The organism is Streptomyces sp. NPDC002513, assembly GCF_053595355.1.
Map to the genome: position 1 here is coordinate 16,168 of NZ_JBSFXK010000070.1, position 20,209 is coordinate 36,376.

At 73.0% G+C, this 20,209-nt stretch carries 19 protein-coding genes; 13 read left to right on the forward strand and 6 right to left on the reverse strand.

The genetic code is table 11. The annotated features are described in order from the left end of the window. Positions 1 to 2 precede the first annotated feature (2 nt). From hypB to hypE, 5 genes are read left to right on the forward strand one after another with little or no spacing between them, the layout of a single operon-like run. Positions 3 to 809 (forward strand): hydrogenase nickel incorporation protein HypB, encoded by an 807-nt coding sequence (hypB, locus tag ACWD5Q_RS30685; protein ID WP_451430335.1) that lies wholly within the window; start codon positions 3 to 5, stop codon positions 807 to 809. After that, on the forward strand, positions 806 to 3,199 hold the full coding sequence (gene hypF / locus ACWD5Q_RS30690; protein ID WP_451430336.1) for a carbamoyltransferase HypF: 2,394 nt from the start codon (positions 806 to 808) through the stop codon (positions 3,197 to 3,199). The genes hypB and hypF overlap by 4 nt, the downstream gene beginning before the upstream one ends. A 54-nt stretch (positions 3,200 to 3,253) precedes the next feature. Beyond that, the gene (locus tag ACWD5Q_RS30695) at positions 3,254 to 3,562 is read left to right on the forward strand and encodes a HypC/HybG/HupF family hydrogenase formation chaperone (RefSeq protein ID WP_451430337.1); all 309 of its coding nucleotides are present in this window, start codon (positions 3,254 to 3,256) and stop codon (positions 3,560 to 3,562) included. After that, positions 3,559 to 4,683 (forward strand): hydrogenase formation protein HypD, encoded by a 1,125-nt coding sequence (gene hypD, locus ACWD5Q_RS30700; protein WP_451430338.1) that lies wholly within the window; start codon positions 3,559 to 3,561, stop codon positions 4,681 to 4,683. The genes ACWD5Q_RS30695 and hypD overlap by 4 nt, the downstream gene beginning before the upstream one ends. Then, entirely contained in the window at positions 4,676 to 5,755 is a 1,080-nt protein-coding gene (gene hypE / locus ACWD5Q_RS30705; protein ID WP_451430339.1) for a hydrogenase expression/formation protein HypE, read from the forward strand. Before hypD ends, hypE begins: the two co-directional genes overlap by 8 nt. 184 nt (positions 5,756 to 5,939) lie before the next feature. Here hypE and ACWD5Q_RS30710 read toward each other — a convergent pair whose 3' ends face one another. After that, complete coding sequence (locus ACWD5Q_RS30710) at positions 5,940 to 7,109, reverse strand: AI-2E family transporter (RefSeq protein WP_451430340.1); 1,170 nt, start codon at positions 7,107 to 7,109, stop codon at positions 5,940 to 5,942. 238 nt (positions 7,110 to 7,347) lie between these two features. Between ACWD5Q_RS30710 and ACWD5Q_RS30715 the strand changes: the two genes are divergently transcribed. Then, complete coding sequence (locus ACWD5Q_RS30715) at positions 7,348 to 9,099, forward strand: GAF domain-containing protein (protein WP_451430354.1); 1,752 nt, start codon at positions 7,348 to 7,350, stop codon at positions 9,097 to 9,099. A gap of 45 nt (positions 9,100 to 9,144) precedes the next feature. Here ACWD5Q_RS30715 and ACWD5Q_RS30720 read toward each other — a convergent pair whose 3' ends face one another. Together ACWD5Q_RS30720 and ACWD5Q_RS30725 are read right to left on the reverse strand one after the other, a co-directional pair. Further along, positions 9,145 to 9,846: a response regulator gene (locus ACWD5Q_RS30720; protein ID WP_451430341.1), complete on the reverse strand. Its 702-nt coding sequence runs from the start codon at positions 9,844 to 9,846 to the stop codon at positions 9,145 to 9,147. An 81-nt stretch (positions 9,847 to 9,927) separates the two neighbouring features. Continuing rightward, positions 9,928 to 10,140: a hypothetical protein gene (locus ACWD5Q_RS30725; protein WP_451430342.1), complete on the reverse strand. Its 213-nt coding sequence runs from the start codon at positions 10,138 to 10,140 to the stop codon at positions 9,928 to 9,930. A gap of 50 nt (positions 10,141 to 10,190) precedes the next feature. Here ACWD5Q_RS30725 and ACWD5Q_RS30730 point away from each other — a divergent pair, with 50 nt between their 5' ends. The 3 genes from ACWD5Q_RS30730 (at position 10,191) to ACWD5Q_RS30740 (ending at position 14,687) form a co-directional block, all read left to right on the forward strand. After that, positions 10,191 to 11,099, forward strand: coding sequence for a universal stress protein (locus ACWD5Q_RS30730; RefSeq protein ID WP_451430343.1), 909 nt, complete (start codon positions 10,191 to 10,193; stop codon positions 11,097 to 11,099). 207 nt (positions 11,100 to 11,306) lie between these two features. Then, a complete protein-coding gene (locus ACWD5Q_RS30735) occupies positions 11,307 to 12,212 on the forward strand; it encodes a universal stress protein (protein ID WP_451430344.1) in 906 nt (301 codons plus the stop codon). A gap of 93 nt (positions 12,213 to 12,305) precedes the next feature. Continuing rightward, positions 12,306 to 14,687, forward strand: coding sequence for a phosphoketolase family protein (locus ACWD5Q_RS30740; protein ID WP_451430345.1), 2,382 nt, complete (start codon positions 12,306 to 12,308; stop codon positions 14,685 to 14,687). A gap of 183 nt (positions 14,688 to 14,870) precedes the next feature. On the opposite strand, the gene ACWD5Q_RS30745 is transcribed toward ACWD5Q_RS30740, so the two are convergent. Further along, positions 14,871 to 15,260, reverse strand: coding sequence for an STAS domain-containing protein (locus ACWD5Q_RS30745; RefSeq protein WP_451430346.1), 390 nt, complete (start codon positions 15,258 to 15,260; stop codon positions 14,871 to 14,873). Positions 15,261 to 15,524: 264 nt separating this feature from the next. Between ACWD5Q_RS30745 and ACWD5Q_RS30750 the strand changes: the two genes are divergently transcribed. From ACWD5Q_RS30750 to ACWD5Q_RS30765, 4 genes are all read left to right on the forward strand, one after another. Next, positions 15,525 to 16,592 carry a zinc-dependent alcohol dehydrogenase family protein gene (locus ACWD5Q_RS30750; RefSeq protein WP_451430347.1) on the forward strand — a complete coding sequence of 356 codons (1,068 nt, stop codon included), beginning with the start codon at positions 15,525 to 15,527 and terminating at the stop codon, positions 16,590 to 16,592. Between the two features lie 19 nt (positions 16,593 to 16,611). Beyond that, on the forward strand, positions 16,612 to 17,286 hold the full coding sequence (locus ACWD5Q_RS30755; RefSeq protein ID WP_451430348.1) for a helix-turn-helix domain-containing protein: 675 nt from the start codon (positions 16,612 to 16,614) through the stop codon (positions 17,284 to 17,286). A 52-nt stretch (positions 17,287 to 17,338) separates the two neighbouring features. Then, positions 17,339 to 18,061, forward strand: a complete 723-nt coding sequence (locus ACWD5Q_RS30760) for a CBS domain-containing protein (RefSeq protein ID WP_451430349.1) — start codon at positions 17,339 to 17,341, stop codon at positions 18,059 to 18,061. Between the two features lie 127 nt (positions 18,062 to 18,188). Further along, on the forward strand, positions 18,189 to 18,788 hold the full coding sequence (locus ACWD5Q_RS30765; RefSeq protein ID WP_451430350.1) for an Rv1733c family protein: 600 nt from the start codon (positions 18,189 to 18,191) through the stop codon (positions 18,786 to 18,788). A 46-nt stretch (positions 18,789 to 18,834) separates the two neighbouring features. Here the strand turns inward: ACWD5Q_RS30765 and ACWD5Q_RS30770 are convergent, their stop codons facing one another. Further along, entirely contained in the window at positions 18,835 to 19,488 is a 654-nt protein-coding gene (locus tag ACWD5Q_RS30770; protein WP_451430351.1) for a CBS domain-containing protein, read from the reverse strand. Positions 19,489 to 19,498: 10 nt separating this feature from the next. Beyond that, on the reverse strand, positions 19,499 to 19,954 hold the full coding sequence (locus ACWD5Q_RS30775) for a Crp/Fnr family transcriptional regulator (RefSeq protein ID WP_451430352.1): 456 nt from the start codon (positions 19,952 to 19,954) through the stop codon (positions 19,499 to 19,501). Positions 19,955 to 20,209 lie beyond the last annotated feature (255 nt).

The window sequence follows — 20,209 nt, forward strand, 5'->3', positions numbered from 1 at the left end:
CCATGTGCCGTGTGGTCGACCTTCAGCAGGCCGTACTCGCCAAGAACGACCGGGCCGCGGACAGCCTGCGCGCCGAACTCACGGACCGTGGCACCACCGTCGTCAACCTGCTCTCCAGCCCCGGCAGCGGCAAGACCGCCCTCCTGGAACGGGAACTGGTCGAGGCCCGGGACCGGGCCGTGCCGGTCGCGGCGCTCACCGCCGACCTCGCCACCGAGAACGACGCGGCACGGCTCGCGCGTTCAGGGGTCCCGGTCAAGCAGATCCTCACCGACGGCCTGTGCCACCTGGAGGCCGGGATGCTCGCCGGCCATCTGAAGGGGTGGCTGCCCAGCTCGGTGCGGCTGCTGTTCGTGGAGAACGTCGGCAATCTCGTCTGTCCGGCCTCCTACGACCTGGGGGAGACCCTGCGGGTGGTGCTCGCCTCCGTGACCGAGGGCGAGGACAAGCCCCTCAAGTACCCCACCGCCTTCGGACTCGCCCACCTGGTCGTGGTCACCAAGACGGACATCGCCGAGGCGGTCGGCTTCGACGAGGAGACGTTCCGCGCGAACGTGGAGCGGGTCAATCCGGGCGTGGAGGTACTGCTCACCTCGGCCCGCCGGGACATGGGGGTGGGTCTCCTGCTCGACCGGGCCCTGGCGGCCGCGGCCGGCGCCCCCGTCCACACACCCGTCATGGCCCGTGAGCCGCACCAGCACACCCACGACCACACGGGCGCCCGGACCGACCATCCCCATCCCCCGGCCATCGGCGGCGCCGAAGACCGCACGAACGGCACCGCCGCCATGGCGCAGCCCGGCTCGTGAGCGGTCCGCCCCCGACGGCCGCCGCGGTCCGCACGCCGCTGCGCCGAAGGGTCACCGTCCACGGTGTGGTGCAGGGCGTCGGCTTCCGGCCCTACGTCCACGCCCTCGCCACCGCCCTGAACCTGTCCGGGTATGTGACCAACACCCCCGAGGGCGTCGTCGTGGAGGTCGAGGGCGACCCGGCGGCCGTCGCCCGGTTCTGCGGCCGCATCGCCGAGGACGCGCCACCGCTGGCCCGCGTGGACCGCGTCCGTCACCAGGAGGTGCCCGTCACCGGTGACACCGCCTTCGCCATCCGCGCGTCCCGGGCGGACGGCCCCGCGTGCACCCTGATCCCGGCGGACACGGCGACCTGTGCCGCGTGCCTCGGCGAACTCGCCGACCCCCGCGACCGGCGCCATCGCCACCCGTTCGTCACCTGCACGCACTGCGGCCCGCGGTTCACCATCGTCACCGGCCTGCCCTACGACCGGGACCAGACCACCATGGCCGGGTTCCCGATGTGCGCCGACTGCGCCCGCGAGTACACCGATCCGGCCGACCGCCGCTTCCACGCCCAGCCGATCGCCTGTCCGGCCTGCGGGCCGCGGCTGCGTCTGCTCGTCGGCCGGGCAGACGCAGCCGGCCCGCCGGCACCGGACCCGGACCCGATCGCCGGGGCTCGACGGCTCCTGGCGGGCGGCGCCGTGCTGGCGGTCAAGGGCCTGGGCGGCTATCACCTCGCGTGCGACGCCGCCGATCCCGCGGCCGTCGACCGGCTGCGGCGCCGTAAGGCCAGAGGGGACAAGCCGTTCGCGGTCATGGCCGCGAGCGTCGAGGACATCGAGCCCCTCGTCCGGCTCGCTGCCGAGGAACGGGCCCTGCTCACCGGCGCCACCCGGCCCATCGTGCTGCTGCGCCGCCGCACGGCCCACCCGGCCGCGCCCGACGCCGTCGGGCCGGCCGAGGGCGTCGCGCCGGGCAGCCCCGACCTCGGTGTCATGCTGCCGTACACCCCCGTGCACCATCTGCTGTTCGGCCTTCCCGGCGACCCCGAGGGACCCCGGCTGCTCGTCATGACCAGCGGCAACGTCTCCGGCGAACCCATCGTCACCGACGACGCGGAGGCCCTGGAGCGGCTGGCCCACCTCGCCGACGCCTGGCTCACCCACGACCGGCCGATCCATGTGCCGTGCGACGACTCCGTGGTGCGGGTGTGCGACGGACGGCCGCTCCTCGTACGCCGCGCCCGAGGGTACGCCCCGCTGCCGCTGGATCTTCCGGTCGAGGTGCGCCCGGCCCTCGCCGTCGGCGGCGACCTCAAGAACGCGTTCTGCCTCGGCGCGGGCCGTCGGGCGTGGCTGTCCGCCCACATCGGCGACATGGACGACCTCGCCACCCAGCGGGCCTTCGAACGCGCCGTGACACAACTGGAGTCGATCACCCCGGTGCGGCCGCAACTGCTGGCCGCCGACCGGCATCCCGCCTACCGCAGCGCCGGGTGGGCCCTCCGGAACGCCTCGGGCCGCCCCGTCGTCCGGGTCCAGCACCATCACGCCCATGTCGCCGCAGTGATGGCCGAGCACGGACTCGACGGCGGCAGGCCGGTGCTCGGCGTCGCCTTCGACGGCACCGGCTACGGCGACGACGGGGCGGTGTGGGGCGGGGAGTTCCTGCTCGCCGACTACGACGGATTCATCCGGTTCGGGCATCTGGCGTACGCGCCGCTGCCCGGGGGCGATGCCGCGGTGCACCGGCCGTACCGCATGGCCCTCGCGCACCTGCGCCGGGCGGGGCTCGACTGGTCGGCCGGCCTGCCCTGCGCGGACGCCTGCCCGGCGGACGAACGCCGCGTGCTGGAGCGGCAGTTGGCGCGGAACCTGAACTGCGTCCCCACCTCCAGCATGGGCCGGCTCTTCGACGCCGTGTCCTCCCTCGCGGGAGTCCGCCACCGGTCGCGGTACGAGGCCCAGGCCGCCGTGGAACTGGAGGCCGCCGCGTTGCGCGCACCCGCCGGGGACACCGCGGCCTACGCCTTCGCCGTCGGGCCCCCGGGGCCGGACGGCGGCCCGGTGCGGGCGGATCCGGCGCCGGTGATCGCGGCGATCGTCGACGAGCTGCGCGCGGGCGTGCCCGCGGAGCTGGTCGCGGCCCGTTTCCACCGGGCCGTCGCCGCCCTCGTCCACACCATGTGCCTACGGGCGCGGGAGCGGCACGGAGTGGACACGGTCGCCCTCACCGGCGGTGTGTTCCTCAACTCCCTGCTCTCCTCGGCCTGCGCGCGCGCCCTGAGCGCGGACGGCTTCACCGTGCTGCGCCACCACCTGGTGCCCCCGGGAGACGGCGGTCTGGCCCTCGGCCAGCTCGTGGTGGCCGCCCGCACGGGGGAGCGGGCCGCGGTCCCCGACTGACCGATTCGTCCCGGCAGCGCCGGGCGACGCACCATCCACAGCGAGGAGAGGCCCATGTGCCTGGCGGTACCCGGCAGAGTGCTGGACATCGAGGAACGCGACGGCACCCGGATGGCCACCGTCGACTTCGGCGGTGTCGTGAAGGAGGTGTGCCTGGAGTACCTGCCCGACATCCAGGTCGGCGAGTACGCCATCGTCCACGTCGGCTTCGCCCTGCAGCGCCTCGACGAGGAGTCGGCCAAGCAGACGCTCGAACTGTTCGAAACCCTCGGCATGCTGCAGGAGGAGTTCGGCGACCCCTGGGAAACGGCGGCGGAGGCGAACGGAACGCTCCCGCCCGGGCGCGAGGAGGCGCGTCAGTGAAGTACATCGACGAGTTCCAGGACCCGGATCTGGCCCGCCGGCTCCTCGACGAGATCCACGCCACGGTGACCAGGCCCTGGGCCCTGATGGAGGTCTGCGGCGGCCAGACCCACTCCATCATCCGCCACGGCATCGACCAACTGCTGCCCGATGAAGTGGAACTGATCCACGGTCCGGGCTGCCCCGTGTGCGTGACCCCGCTGGAGGTCATCGACAAGGCGCTGGAGATCGCCTCCCGCCCCGGGGTGGTCTTCTGTTCGTTCGGGGACATGCTCCGGGTGCCGGGCACCGGACGCGATCTGTTCCAGGTACGGGGGGCGGGCGGGGACGTCCGGGTCGTCTACTCCCCGCTCGACGCCCTGCGGATCGCCCAGCAGAACCCGGACCGGCAGGTGGTGTTCTTCGGCATCGGCTTCGAGACCACCGCGCCCCCCAACGCGATGACGGTCCACCAGGCCCGCAAGCTCGGCATCCGGAATTTCAGCATGCTGGTGTCCCATGTGCGGGTGCCCCCCGCGATCGAGGCGATCATGCGGTCCCCGAGCTGCCGCGTCCAGGGCTTTCTGGCCGCGGGGCACGTGTGCAGCGTGATGGGCGTGGACGAGTACCCGGACCTGGCGGAGCGGTTCCGAGTCCCGATCGTGGTCACCGGATTCGAACCCCTGGACATCCTCGAAGGGGTACGCCGCACCGTGGCCCAGCTCGAACAGGGTGAACACCGTGTCGACAACGCCTACCCCCGTGCCGTCCGGTCCGAGGGCAATGCGGCCGCCAAGACCATGCTGGAGGACGTCTTCGAGGTCACCGACCGCGCCTGGCGCGGCATCGGTGTGATCCCCGGCAGCGGGTGGCGGCTGTCCCCGAAGTACCGCGACCACGACGCCGAGCACCGCTTCTCGGTGGAGGGCATCCGCACCCGCGAACCCGCCGAGTGCCGCAGCGGAGAGGTCCTGCAGGGCCTGATCAAGCCGCACGAGTGCGAGGCCTTCGGCACCCTGTGCACCCCGCGCACCCCGCTCGGAGCCACGATGGTCTCCAGCGAGGGCGCCTGCGCCGCGTACTACCTCTACCGGCGTCTGGACCTCACCCCCGCGCCCCGGGAGGCGACCCCCGTTGTCTGACACCACCGATCTGCGTATGCCGTCCGTGGACCCGGCGGCCTGGACCTGCCCCGCTCCGCTGCGCGACCAGCCCCGCGTCGTCATGGGCCACGGCGGCGGCGGGGTGCTCTCCGCGGAGCTGGTCCGTAACATCTTCACGCCCGCCTACGGAGGCGACGCGCTGGCACAGCTCGGCGATGCCGCCGCGCTGTCGCTGGGGGGACTGCGGCTGGCGTTCTCCACCGACTCCTTCGTGGTGCGGCCGCTGTTCTTCCCCGGCGGCAGCATCGGCGACCTCGCGGTCAACGGCACCGTCAACGACCTCGCCATGAGCGGCGCCCAGGCGTCGTACCTCTCCTGCGGTTTCATCCTGGAGGAGGGCGTCGCACTGGAGACGGTCGCCCGGGTCGCCGACGCGCTGGGCGCGGCGGCGCGGGCCGCCGGGGTCGAGGTGGCGACGGGCGACACCAAGGTGGTGGAGGCCGGCCACGGCGACGGCGTCTTCATCAACACGGCCGGTATCGGACTGATCCCGGCGGGCGTCGATCTGCGTCCGCAGCGGGTCGTCCCCGGCGACGTCGTGATCGTCAGCGGCCCGATCGGCGTCCACGGTGTGGCGATCATGAGCGTCCGCGAGGGCCTGGAGTTCGGTGTGGAGATCGAGAGCGACTGCGCGGCCCTCGGCCCCCTGGTCGGCGCGATGCTCGCCGTCACCCCGGACCTGCACGTGCTGCGGGACCCCACCCGGGGAGGGCTCGGGGCCGCACTGAACGAGATCGCGGTCGCCTCGGGCACCGGTGTCGTCATCACCGAGCGCGAGGTCCCGGTCCCGTCGGCCGTCGCGAACGCCTGTGCCGTGCTGGGTCTCGATCCGATGTACGTGGCCAACGAGGGCAAGCTGGTGGCGTTCGTGCCGCGACAGCACGCCGACGCCGTCCTGGACGCCATGCGGGCGCATCCGCTGGGCGCGGGGGCCAGGATCATCGGCGAGGCGGTGGCGGACCACCCGGGCATGGTCGTGGCCCGCACCGGACTCGGCGGCACCCGGGTGGTCGACCTGCCGATCGGGGAGCAACTGCCCAGGATCTGCTGACCCCACGGGTCATCCGGGCCGCGCGGAGGACAGGGAGACGGCCGGCGGCATCGCCGTCTCCCCCGCGGGAGGCCGAGGCGCCGCTGCGGACACATCCGGCGGTGCGCGAGGTCGCCGTCACCGGCCACGGCGGAGCGCACCGGCCGGGCACCTTCCGGCGGATGGGTGCCGGGACCCCCGGGCGCTATGAGGGGGCGGGCCGCAACGCTCGCAGCACCGCCCAGACGACGGAGACGAACGGGACGGCGACGACGGCCCCGATCACGCCCGCGACGATGCTGCCCCCGATGACGGAGACGGCGACGACGAGCGGATGCAGACGAACGGCCCAGCTCATCACCAGAGGGTGCAGCACATGTCCCTCGAGTTGGCCGATGACGACGATGAGCAGCAGCACGGCCGCGGCCGTGAGCGGGCCGCGGCCGGCCAGGGCGACCACCGTGGCCACGGCGAGCGCGACCGGCGAGCCGACCAGCGGCACGAACGTGGCGAAGAACTCCAGCAGGGTGAGCGGCAGCGCCAGGGGCACCCGCAGGAGGAACAGGGCGACGCCGACGAGTGCGGCGTTGGTGGCGGCGACGATGATGATGCCCCGGGTGTACCCGGCGAACGTGTGCCAGGCCGCGTGTCCCGCCCGGTCCCACGCCTCGCGCGCGGTCCGGGGCATCAACCTCTCTCGCGTCCAGCGCCACAGCCGCTCGCCGGAGTAGAGGAAGAACACCGAGGAGAAGAGCGCGAGCGCGCCTCCGGTGACCAGTTCGATGATCCTGCCGAGGCCGCTGACGGCGCTGTTCAGCAGCATCGCCCGGTGGGAGGACAGGTAGGAGGCGATCTGCTGCTGAAGATCGGAGAGCTTGCCGGGGCTGAGCCGGAACGGCGGGCGTTCCAGCCATCGTTGGATCTCCCGGATGCCGCCGCGGAACTCGTCGGCCAGCTTCGCCGACTCGCCCGCCACCGCGTCGCCCACGAGGGCGAGGACGGAGAAGAGGGCGAGGACGCTGCCGACGAGACAGACGGCGACGGTCAGGGACCGCGGGAGCCATCGGCTCAGCAGATCGGTGAGGGGCCGCAGCACCGAGGTGATGACGAGCGCCAGGAACAGGGCCACGGCGATGAGCTGGAAGCGTCCCAGGATGGTGAAGACGCCGTAGACGACGACGCCGACGAGGATCAGACGCCAGGCGTAGGCGGCGGCGACGCGCAGCCAGGGGACCACGTGCTCGGCCGCCGTCGTGGGGACGGCCGGGGTGCGCCGGGGGACGCGTACGGAGCGTGACGGCCGGCTGCCCAGCACGACGGCCCCCGTCCTGCGCCCTCGCCCCGGCGCCTTTGCCGGGCCGCCCGTGTGCGCCACCGTGTCTCCCGTGTCCCGGCCGTGGCCATCTCCACGGCACATATGGTCATCTGTAGAGCACATTAGGTGCAAAGCGGGCGGGGGTCGGGTGCAACGCGCCCGCCCGGCGGCGACGGCGCCGCGGGTGCACGCTCCTGGCCAAGGTGTCACTTTGCGTGAGTGGCGCTGCTCGGTCAGGCCCTCAGCCAGTATGGTGAGGGCCTGAGAGGACGCTGGCGGTCCGTACCCTGTCTGCGTGATGCGGTCGGAGGAAGTGATGAGCGGCAAAGGGCCGGGGCGGTCGGAGCAGCACCTGCCCAAACTGCGGCTGGACGAGCTCCTGGACGAGTTGCAGGCCCGGATCGACGCGGCACGTGGCACCCAGGACCGGGTGCACCGCCTCCTGGAGGCCGTGCTCTCCGTCGGACGGGAACTGGACCTGCCGCAGGTGCTGCGGAGCATCGTCGAGGCGGCCGTGGTCCTCGTGGACGCCGAGTACGGCGCGCTGGGCGTGATCGGTGACGACCGTATGCTCTCGGAGTTCCACACCGTCGGCATCAGCGAGGAGCAGCGCGCGGAGATCGGGGCGCTGCCCAGCGGGCACGGCATCCTCGGCGAGCTGATCCGCCATCCGGAGGCGCTGCGCCTCGCCGAGATCTCCGATCACCCGGCCTCGTACGGATTCCCCTCCCACCATCCTCCGATGCACTCCTTCCTCGGTGCGCCCATCCGGGTGCGCGACCGGGTCTTCGGAAACCTCTATCTGACCGAGAAACGCGGCGCCGAGGAGTTCGACGCCGAGGACGAGGCGGTGCTGTCCACGTTGGCGGTGGCCGCGGGTGTCGCCATCGAGAACGCCCGGCTGTACGAGCAGACGCGGCTGCGCGAACGCTGGCTCAGGGCGAGCTCCCAGGTCACCAGCGCCCTGCTGTCGGGCGCCCCCGGCCCGGAGGTACTCGAGATGATCGTCGAGCAGGCGCTGGCGATCGTCTCCGCCGACGTCGGCATGATCGCCGAGCGGGTCTCCGGGGAGACCGTGCTGCGGCCGCTGCTCGCGGTCGGTTCGGAGGCGGAGAGCCGCCGGGGCCTCGTGGTGTCCGGGCAGGACGGGTTCGTGGAGGCCGCGTTGAGCACGGCGGAACCGGTGGTCAGCGCCGACATCCAGAAAGACGCCCGGATCAACCGGGACTCGGATCTGTGGGCCGGACTCGGGCCCGTGCTCGGCGTGCCGCTGGTGGCCAGCGGCAAGTCCCTCGGGGTGCTGCTGCTCGGACGCATGGCGGGCCGCACCTCGTTCACGGACACCGACGCCGGCCCGCTGCTCGGCTTCGCGGGACAGGCCGCGCTCGCACTGGAGCTGGCCGAGCGCCGCCGGGACGCCGAGCAGATCGCGCTGCTCCAGGACCGTGACCGCATCGCCCGCGATCTGCACGACCTCGCCATCCAGCGGCTGTTCGCGGCCGGGATGACGCTGCAGAGCACCCAGCGCTTCGTCGACCACCCGGAGGCCGCCGAACGGCTGTCGCGGACCGTCGACGACCTGGACGAGACGATCAAGATCATTCGGTCGACCATCTTCGGGCTGCGGACCCATGGCGGCCGGACCAAGGAGCAGGCCGGTCTGCGCGCCCGGGTGTCCGCGGCGGTGACGGAATCGGCCGCCGCCCTCGGCTTCACCCCCGCGCTGCGGATCGAGGGCCTCGTGGACACCGATGTCCCCGACGACGCGGCCGACCATGTGATCGCCGTCCTCGGTGAGGCCCTGAGCAACGCGGTCCGGCACTCCGGGGCGGGCTCCGTGGATGTGCACCTGCGGCTCGCCGCGGGCGAGTTGACGCTCACGGTGGCCGACGACGGCTGCGGGGTGCCGCAGGACGCCGACCGCAGCGGGCTGCGGAACCTGGAGGAACGGGCCGTCGCCCTGGGCGGCACGCTCACGGTCGGCGAACTCGGCGAGGGCGGCGGGACACGGCTGGTGTGGAGCGTCCCGGTACGGTCGGCGCAGGACTGACGGCCCGGCGGTCGCCTCACCCGGACGGCGCCGCGAGCCTCCCGCTCACCGGGCGGGGCCGTCCCCGGAGTCCGGCGCGAGGTGAGTGGCGAGGACCGCGGCCTGGACCCGGCGCTGCACCCCCAGCTTGGCGAGCAGCCGGGAGATGTGGTTCTTGACCGTCTTCTCCGACAGATAGAGCTTCTTGCCGATCTCCCGGTTGGTGAGCCCGTCCCCGATCAGCGCGAGGATGTCCCGCTCGCGCGGCGACAGACTCGCCAGTTCCGGCGCGACGGCCGGCTGCTGCTCGGCGGGGTCGGCGCGCAACGAGCGCATCAGCCGTGCCGTCGTCGCAGGGTCGAGCATGGACTGCCCGGAGGCGACGGTGCGCACCGCCGAGATCAGGTCGGAGCCCTTGATCTGCTTGAGTACGTAGCCCGACGCCCCGGCCATGATCGCGTCGAGCAGCGCGTCCTCGTCGTCGAACGAGGTCAGCATCAGACAGGCCAGCTCCGGCATCCGGCTGCGCAGCTCGCGGCAGACGCTGATGCCGTCGCCGTCCGGGAGGCGCACGTCGAGGACGGCGACGTGCGGCCGCAGCGCCGGTGCGCGGGAGAGCGCGTGCTCCACGGTGTCGGCGTCCCCGACCACCGAGATGTCGGGTTCGGTGTCCAGCAGGTCGGCCAGGCCGCGTCGGACGACCTCGTGGTCGTCCAGCAGGAAGACCCGGACGGGGTTCTCCCTGGTGTAGGTGCGCGCCTCGGCCATCGGGACCTCTCGTTCTCGGTACGCAGGACGGGCTGCGGACCGCCCGCGACCACGATCGTCGCCCACGGGGGACCGGAAGCACTAGGGCCGACCGGCCCACTGCTCCCGGATCTCGCCGACGGTCGCGCGGCGGCCAGGCGCGCGCGGGGCGAGGCCGACCGCGCCGGTACGGAGGATCCGGAACCGGTCGGCGCTCCCGTCCCCCTCGAAACGGCACATCCCCGGCGGGACGCAGGCCTCGCGGGCGGTCCGCGCCGGCTTCTCCGGGTGGTCGGTGGGCAGTGCGCGGAGCATGCTCGTAGGGCGGCACGGCCCGCACGCTGGACGCGCTGGAGGTGCGCATCATGGCTCAGCATGTCACCGCGGGAGTCGACGACTCGGCCGAGAGCCTCGCCGCCGCCCACTGGGCCGCCCGGGAGGCTCTGCGCCGCGGCGCAGGGCTCCGTCTGGTGCACGCCTGGCGCGGGCAGCCGGGGCCGGGGACCTCCGTGCCCGTCGACACCGGACGGCTCCGCGCCGCCGAGCGCGCCCTGCGGCGGTCGGTCGCCAGTGTGCGTGCCGCACACCCGGGCCTGCGCGTGGAGGACATGCTGGTACCCGACTCCCCGGTGACCGTCCTGCTCGCGGCCGCCGAGGAGTCGGAGGTACTGGTGCTCGGATCCCGTGGCCTCGGCCGGATCGCGGGCTTCGTGCTCGGTTCCGTGTCCCAGCGTGTCCTCGCCCGGTCACCGCGGCCCGTGGTGCTCGTCCGCGCCGGCGAGACCTCCGCCCATGAGCATCTGCCCGCGCTGGACGGCGTCTCGCCCGACGAGATACCGGAGACCCCCTACCGCGACGTCGTCCTCGGACTGGACACCGAGCACCCCGGTGACGAGCTGATCGGGTTCGCCTTCGACGCGGCCCGCCGCCGTGGCGCCGGGCTGCGGGTGATCCACGCCATCGACACGGCCCCGGCCGACGGTGCCTCCGGCCGGTCGGGCACGGCACGCGCCGGGGAACCCGCCGCCGAACAGGAACACATCGTGGTGGGGGCGCTCCGCCCCTGGTGCGAGAGGTTTCCCCGGGTCCGCGTGAGCGAGACCGTCACCGAGGGGCGGGCCGCCGCCGAACTGGTGCACGCCTCCGCGCGCGCCTGCCTCCTCGTCGTGGGGCGCAGGACGCGGGACACCCGTCTCGGTCCGCATATCGGTGCCGTCACCCACGCGGTGCTCCACCACGCCGACTGCCCGGTCGCCGTCGTCCCGCACACCTGACAGGGCGCGCGGACGCGCACCCGGGACAGCCCGGTGACCGATGCGCAAGCGGGCGCCGGGGGTACTCGGCCGACTCCGCCGACCGGCTCCCCAGGGCCGGTCGGCCCCTGCCGGGGACCTGCGGCCCCTGCACCGTGCGGCCCCCGCGGGACGACGCTGGAAGCCGATCCGGAAGACCCCGGATCCACGATGCAGGAGGTGGAGAACATGTCCCGCCCCGTCACCGTCGGCCTCGACGGCTCGTCCGAGAGCCGGGCCGCCGCCGAGTGGGCCGCACGCGAGGCGACGCTGCGCGGCCTGCCGCTCAGGCTGGTCCACGTCTGGGAGCCCGTCCCCGATCCCCTGGCGCAGGCCCCGCTCCTGGGCCCCGAGACACAGCAGCACTGGACCGAGAAGATCCCCCGCGAGACCGCCGAGGGGCTGCGGCTGCGGCACCCCGGCGTCGCGGTGAGCGTCGAGCACCTCGTCGGACGCCCCGCCGAGCTGTTGGTGCGGGCGGCCGAGGACGCCGAACTGCTCGTCCTGGGGTCGCGTGCGCTGGGCGGAGTCGGCGGGTTCCTGGTCGGCTCGGTGTCGCTCGCTGTCGTGGCCGACGCCGTACGGCCGGTGGTCCTGGTCCGGGCCGGGGAGCAGGCGGCCGACGAGCACGAGAGGGATCCCGCGGGGATCCCGTCCGCGGCCGGTCCGTTCCGCCCGGTGGTCCTCGGGCTCGACCTCGGCAGCCCGGACGCGTCGCTGATCGGATTCGCCTTCGAGGAGGCCGAGCGCCGCGCCGCCGCACTGCACGTCGTGCACGGCTGGAAGATGCCCTTCACCTCCGTCGACGCCTTGGCCGCCGGTGTCGACCTGTACTCGGAGTACGCGCGGGACCGGGCCGCCGCCCTGAGCGAGACGCTGGGCGCGTGGCGGCAAAAGTATCCGGCGGTCGAGGTGGTGGAGCAGCCCCGGATGGGTACCGCCGCCGGTCTGCTGGTCGACGCCTCGCGGGAGGCGTCGCTGGTGGTGGTGGGCCGGCGAATCCGCCGTGGGTCGCTCGGCACCCACGTCGGCTCCGTCACCCATGCCGTCCTGCACCACGCCACCGCCCCCGTCGCCGTCGTCGCCCATGACTGACCCACCCCCGGCTGTGTGCCGGCACGCCCCGTGCCGGCGACCGCGCCGCCCCGTCCGCTCGCCGAGCACCCCGACGACTGTGTGGAGTCACCCATGCCCCAGGCCGACCAGCAGACCGGCACCATGCTGACCGACGACGAACTGCGCACCCTGGACGCCCACTGGCGGGCCGCCAACTACCTTGCCGCGGGCCAGATCTACCTGATGTCCAACCCGCTGCTGACCGAGCCCCTGCGGCCCGAGCACATCAAGCCGCGCCTGCTCGGCCACTGGGGCACCTCGCCCGGGCTCAACCTCGTGTACACCCACCTCAACCGGGTCATCACGACGCGTGGCCTCGACGCCCTGTGCATCTGGGGACCCGGGCACGGCGGTCCGTCCGTGCTCGCCAACTCCTGGCTGGAGGGCAGCTACAGCGAGACCTACCCGGACGTGACCCGGGACGCGGAGGGGATGGCGAAGCTGTTCCGTCAGTTCTCGTTCCCCGGCGGCGTACCGAGCCATGTCGCGCCGGAGGTGCCGGGCTCGATCCACGAGGGCGGCGAGCTGGGCTACTCGCTCGCCCACGCCTACGGAGCCGCCTTCGACAACCCGGATCTGCTGGTGGCCTGTGTGATAGGCGACGGCGAGGCGGAGACGGGACCGCTCGCGGCCTCCTGGCACTCCAACAAGTTCCTCGACCCCGTGCACGACGGCGCGGTGCTGCCGATCCTCCACCTCAACGGATACAAGATCGCCAACCCGACCGTGCTGTCCCGGCTCCCGGAGCCCGAACTCGACGCGCTGCTGCGGGGATACGGCCACGAGCCGATCCACGTCGGCGGCGACGACCCCCGCCACGTCCACCGGGCCCTCGCCGCGGCCTTCGACGAGGCCCTGGACCGCATCGCCCTGCTGCAGCGCACGGCCCGCGAGGAGGGAGTGCCGGAGCGGCCGCACTGGCCGGTGATCGTGCTGCGCACCCCCAAGGGCTGGACCGGGCCGGCGGAGGTGGACGGTGTGCCGGTCGAGGGCACCTGGAGGGCACACCAGGTGCCGCTCGCCGGTGTCCGCGAGAACCCCGAGCACCTCCGGCAGCTGGAGGCGTGGCTGAAGTCGTACCGGCCCGAGGCGCTGTTCGACACCGACGGCCGCCCGAGCGCCGACGTCCTGGCGTGCGTGCCCTCGGGCGACCGTCGGCTGGGCGCCACCCCGTACGCCAACGGCGGTCTACTCGTCCGCGAACTGCCGATCGCCGACCTGGACGGCTTCGCGGTGCCCGTCGACAAGCCCGGCGCCAGCCTGCACGAGCCCACCCGGGTCCTCGGCGGACTGCTCGAACAGATCATGAGGGACACCGCCGCCCGGCGCGACTTCCGCCTGGTCGGCCCCGACGAGACCGCCTCCAACCGGCTGGAGGCCGTCTTCGACGCCAGCGGCAAGGCATGGCAGGCCCGGATACTGCCGGTGGACGAACACCTGGACCGGCACGGCCGCGTGATGGAGATCCTCTCCGAACACCTGTGCCAGGGCTGGCTGGAGGGCTACCTCCTCACCGGACGGCACGGGCTGTTCTCCTGCTACGAGGCCTTCGTGCACATCGTCGACTCCATGGTCAACCAGCACATCAAGTGGCTGAGGACATCGAGGCGGCTGCCCTGGCGCGCCCCCGTCGCCTCCCTCAACTACCTGCTCACCTCACATGTGTGGCGCCAGGACCACAACGGCTTCTCCCACCAGGATCCCGGCTTCGTCGACCACATCCTCAACAAGAGCCCCGAGGTCGTCCGCGTCTATCTGCCCCCGGACGCCAACACCCTGCTGTCGGTCGCGGACCACACGCTGCGCAGCCGCGACTACGTCAACGTGATCGTGGCCGGCAAACAGCCCTGCTTCGACTGGCTCTCCATGGACCAGGCCCGCGTCCACTGCGCCCGCGGCGCCGGGATCTGGGAGTGGGCGGGCACCGAGAACGGCGGCGAGCCGGACGTGGTCCTCGCCTGCGCGGGCGACGTGCCCACACAGGAGGTGCTGGCCGCCGCCCAGTTGCTGCGCCGCCATCTGCCCCAGCTCGCGGTCCGCGTGGTCAACGTGGTCGACATGACCCGGCTGCTGCCGCGCGAGGAGCACCCCCACGGAATGACGGACTTCGAGTACGACGGCCTCTTCACCGCCGACAAGCCGGTCATCTTCGCGTACCACGGCTACCCCTGGCTGATCCACCGGCTCGCCTACCGCCGCAACGGCCACCGCAACCTGCATGTGCGCGGCTACAAGGAGTCCGGGACCACGACCACTCCGTTCGACATGGTGGTCCGCAACGACCTCGACCGCTACCGACTGGTCATGGACGTCATCGACCGCGTCCCCGGGCTCGCGGTCCGCGCCGCCGCCGTACGCCAGCAGATGGCGGACGTCCGTACCCGCCACGACGCCTGGATCCGCGAGCACGGCACCGACCTGCCCGAGGTCGCCGACTGGACCTGGGCGCCCTGACACCGAGCGGGGGAAGACGGCCTGCGGCCTCGACGGGATGCCACCGGGCTTCACACGGCCGGTGGACACCGTGAGGCTGAACCGGGTCGTCTTCCCCTCGTCCGCGGGCCGCACGCCCCGGTCGTCGGCGACAGGCCTGCCCCCGGAGGGCACGGACGACGTCGGTGAACCGTGGGACCGGGCTCAGCCCGCCGCGGCGGTGATGTCCGGGTCGGAGGGGAGGGAGGCGCCGTCCGGAACGCCGGAGTGGATGTCGAAGACGCCGGTCAGACGGGTGCCGCGCAGAACCCGCAGCACATGAGTGCCGTCGACGACGAGTCGCAGCCGGCCACCCCGCGCGAGAACCCGGTTCCGCGCCCGGCACAGCAGGCCCAGCCCGGAGCAGTCGAGGAAGGACACCGGACGCAGGTCCAGCACCAGATCGGGGCACGGACCGGCGGTCAGCTCGTCCAGCCGAGGGCCGAGGGACTGCGCCGCGAGAATGTCGATCTCGCCGTGCAACCGTACGAGGGTCGTCGCGCTGCCCGCGGGTCCCGGGCTCCTGGACGACGATCCGGACTGGGCTTCGAACATGTCTCGAGCAAAGCGGAACCAGGGCGGGTGCCGGTAGGGCCGTTCGGTCCCCATCGACCGGGACTGAACGGGGAAGGCACGCCGCCACCGGGGGAGGACGCCCCGCGGTCCTCGTGATCAGGGCCGACCGGCCCAAGCGGAACCCGAAAGGATCGGACAAGCTGGATAGGAAGGGCATTGTGTGCATCCGGTCGGACGTCCGGCCCCACGGCTTCCGCGAGTCCCCGGACCGAAGCCGGCCCGGGGCGGGAAGGGAGGATCGCCATGAAGGGCTTCGTCTTCCACGGCACCGGACAGGCCGCCTGGGAGCAGGTCCCGGATCCCGACATCAAGGACCCCACCGACGCGATCGTGCGCGTCGACACCGTTTCCATCTGCGGGACGGACCTGCACATCCTCAAGGGCGACCTGCCCGAGACGCGCCCCGGCACCGTGCTGGGCCACGAGGCGGTCGGCGAGGTCGTCGAGACCGCCAACGATGTCCACACCGTAGGACCCGGTGACCGCGTCCTGGTCTCCTGCATCACCGCCTGCGGGCGGTGCGGCTACTGCTGGGAGAGGACGTACGGCCAGTGCCGCGGCGGCGGGGGCTGGATCCTCGGCCATCTGATCGACGGCACCCAGGCCGAATACGTCCGGGTCCCCTACGCCGACCTGTCCCTGCACGCGCTGCCCGGCACCGTGGACAGCAAGGACGCGGTGCTCCTCGCGGACATCTTCCCCACCGCCTACGAGGTGGGAGTGCTCAACGGACACGTACGCCCCGGGGACACCGTGGCCGTCGTGGGCGCCGGGCCCATCGGGCTCGCGGCGATCGCCACGGCCCGGCTGTTCGCCCCGGAACGCATCGTCGCCGTGGACGTGGCCGCGACCCGGCTGGACGCCGCGAAACGACTCGGTGCCGACGCCCTGGCCGAGGCCGGCCAGGCCCCCGAGCTGATCGCGGACCTCACCGACGGACTGGGCGCCGACGTCGTCATCGAGGCGGTGGGGGCGCCGGAGAGCTTCGAGCTGTGCACCCGCATGGTGCGCCCCGGCGGACACGTGGCCAACACAGGAGTCCACGGCAAGCCGGTGACCCTGCACCTCGAGGAACTCTGGAGCAAGGACATCACCCTCACCACCGGTCTGGTCGACACCTACTCCACGCCCACGCTGCTGCGGATGGCGGCCGCCGGCCGGCTGCCCACCTCGTCCCTGGTCACGCACACCTTCCCGCTGGATCACATGGAGGAGGCCTACGACGTCTTCGGCCGGGGCGCCGACACCGGCGCGCTCAAGGTGGTACTCGGTGGGCAGCAGCACGAAGTCGTCGCTGTCCGGGCGGCGTGACGAGAGGGAGTGACGGGCCATGGCCGTACAGGGATCGTCGAACACGACGGAAGGCCATCCCGCGGGCGCTCTAGGGCGCCGGCTCGCCCTGCGGCGAGAGGAACTCGGTCTGTCCCGGTGCGAGGCGGCCGCCCGGGCGGGCATGGCCTTCAGTTATCTGCAGTACCTGGAGGAGCAGCCCACCGCCGCACCGGGCGTGAGCACTCTGCTCAGGCTGGCCGGAGCGCTCGAGACCACGGTGCTCGAACTGACCGGCGGCGACGTCGAGCTGCCGCCCGGCCTGGGACAGGCTTCGGGGCACCCGAAGTTCGCCGCGATGACCATCCAGGAGTGCCGTGACCTGCTCTCGTCGCACGGTGTGGGACGCCTGGCGGTGCCCACCGTCTCAGGGCCGGAGATCGTCCCCGTGAACTACGGCGTCATCGACGGCGCGGTCGTCTTCAGAACCGCCCCGGGCTCCGTGACGTCCCAGGCGTCCGGCACCCAGGTGGCCTTCGAGGTCGACCGCATCGACGCCTCGTTCAGCCAGGGGTGGAGCGTACTGGTGCGCGGGCACGCCAGCACGGTGACGGATCCCGACGCCGTACGCCGGCTGGAGGTCGAGGCGTACAGCGAGCCGTGGGCGGGCGGGGAGCGGGACCTGTGGATCCGGATCGAGACCCTCAGCATCACCGGGCGGCGCATCACCGTATGACCCGGGTGCGGTTCGTCACCCTGTCCCCGCCTCGACACCACCGGAGGACACCATGCACGGCACCCCGCGCCTCGTGAGTGACGTCATGACCCGCCGCGTCGTCGCACTGGGCCGCGCGGCGACGTTCAAGGACATCGTCAAGGCCATGCGGCAGTGGCACGTCAGCGCCCTGCCCGTGGTGGAGGAGGAGAACAGGGTCGTCGGCGTCGTCTCCGAGGCGGACCTGCTGCGCAAGGAGGAGTACCGCGACAGCGACCAGGACCGGCGCTCCCGCCTGGAGCGGTTGTCCGACCTGGTCAAGGCGGGTGCGGTGACCGCTGAGGAGCTGATGACCGCCCCGGCCGTCACCGTCGCCGCCCACGCGACCCTCGGCCAGGCCGCCCGGACCATGGCCCGGTCCGGGGTCAAACGGCTGCCCGTCGTCAGCGACGACGGCGCGCTGCTCGGCATCGTCAGCCGCTCCGACCTGCTCAAGGTGTTCCTGCGGGAGGACGCGGACATCGCCGAGGAGGTCCGCGACGAGATCGTCGCCCCGCTGTTCCCGGCCCTGCCGGAGCCGGTCCGCGTGGAGGTGCGCGACGGTGTCGTGCGGCTCACCGGGCGCATCCCGGACACCTCGCTCGTGCCCGTGGTGACGCGCCTGGTCCGGGGCGTCGAGGGCGTGGTGGACGTGCAGTGCGCGCTCGCGGGTCCGCCCCGCCGCCCGGACCTCGATCCCGACCTTCCCGAAGACGACGTCGTACACGGGGCCCGGGGCGCCGGAAGCATCACATGACACCACCGGCCCGCGACGGCTCATGGATTCGCGTCACACACAAGGAGGGTTCGGGGCCCGTGGAAGCCGGTTCCGCGGCACACGGCAAGCAGGCGGTCCTACGGCACGCGCGAGAAGGTGACGGCCGATGGCGGCGACAGGGCGCATCAGAGGGACGTGGGGGACGGGCGCGTGGCTGTGGCGGTGGCGGCGCAATCCGCTGCGGCGGAGCAGCGACCGGCTGGAAGCCTGGCTGGTCCTCGGCATCTGGGCGTTCGTCCTCCTGGCCGGCGTGCTCGGGGGCCGGACGGCGGCGGGCGCCGTGGACCAGTCACTCGCCGCGCACCGCGCCCGGTCCCACGCGGCCCGGGCCGTGCTGACGCAGGACGCGGCCCGGACGCCGGCGGAGCTGCCCGGACACATCGACGGCGGCACATGGGCGAAGGTGCGCTGGACCGTCTCGGGCGCGCCGCACACGGGCCTGGTCAAGGTGACGCCCGATGCCAAGGCGGGTGCCGCGATCACCGTGTGGACGGACCCGTCGGGCGACCTGGTCTCCAGGCCCGCCTCCGCGGATCAGGCGCGTGCGCAAGCCCGGTTCGTGGGAGCGCTGGCCGGGATGGGCGCCGCGGGCGGGGTGCTGGTCTGCGGACGGCTGCTGCGCAGGCGCCTGGACCGCCGGCGCATGGCGGCATGGGACCGGGAGTGGGAGTGGGTCGGCCCGCAGTGGCGCAGGACGGCCGGCTGACACGACGGCGGGGCCGCCGCGGACCGCTGGACCGGGGCGGGCCGCATCACTCCCCGTCGGTCCCGGACAGATGGCAGTCCACGTCGACCACGCCCTCGACCGCATGGACCAGGCGCAGTGCCACCGGGATCAGGGGCGCGTCCCGGACCTTTCCGGTGAGCGTGACGACGCCCTCGGTCACCATGACGTGGATGGGCTCGGCCGGGGCCGGGAACAGGATGTCGACGATGTCGCGCCGCACCTCGTCGGCGATGTCGTTGTCCGGGCGCAGGAACACCTTGAGAAGGTCCGCCCGGCTGACGACGCCTTCGAGCATGCCCTCGTCGTTGACCACGGGAAGCCGTTTGATCCTGCGCTGCGCCATGATCCGGGCGGCCTGGGCGAGGCTGCTGTCGGCATGGACGGTGATCGCCGGGGAGGACATCAGCTCGCCCGCCGTCACCCCGTCCGCCTTGGCCGGGTCGGACAGCCGGTGCGCCCGGGCGTACCGGTCCGGATCGCCCTCCCGTACCGCCTCCTTGGGCAGCAGATCGGCCTCGGAGACGACACCGACCACCCGGCCCTCGCCCTCCAGCACGGGCAGGGCACTGACCTTCCACCGGTCCATGAGGCCGACGATGTCCTTGAAGAGGGCGTCACGGCCGACGGCGACGACGGCGCGCGTCATTACATCACCCACCCGGTGCGGGCTGCCGGTCACGGTGTCCTCCTCAGCGCTCACCGCTGCCGTACGGGGCGTACAGGTCGAGCAGCCGGGTGCGCGCCGCGTGCAGTCGGTGGGCGAGGACGCGGCCGACCCAGGTGGCGATGGCGCGGCCGAACTCGGGGTCCTCGTCGCACATCGCCCGCACGGTCACGGCGTCGAACTCGTAGGCCCGCACGGGAGTCATGGCCTCGGCGCCCAGCTGCCACACATGAGGGGTGAAGTGCCAGGACCAGCCGACCAGTTCACCGTGGCCGAGCGACTCGATGATGGGCGCCCGGCGGCCGGGCACATGCAGGTCCAGCGCCACGGTACCGGTCCGGACGATCCAGAACCGGTCGGCGTGCCGACCCTCCTCGAACAGGCGGGTTCCCTCCGGGAAGGAGACCTGGCGGGCGATCTGCATCAGCCGTTCGCGGTGCTCGGTCGGGAGAGCCCCGGACATGGTGGTGGCAGAGGTCATCGCTCCGTGTCCTTTCGTTCCGGTCGCCGGGGGCCGGTCGGCGAGTCCTTCGCGTGGCGCAGCGGCCTCCTCCCGCGCTCTGCGGCAGACCGTGGAATGTCTGTCTTCAGCGTGGCCGCGCACCGTGTGCCGCGCCAAGGGCCGCCTGGTCCCGGCAGGGGGTCCGGGGGGGGGCGGGGGCGGGGGCGCCGGCCACCCGCGCGGCCGCCTGGGCGGCGGGGACCTGGGGGGGCGCCAGTACCGCGCGGGGGGCCC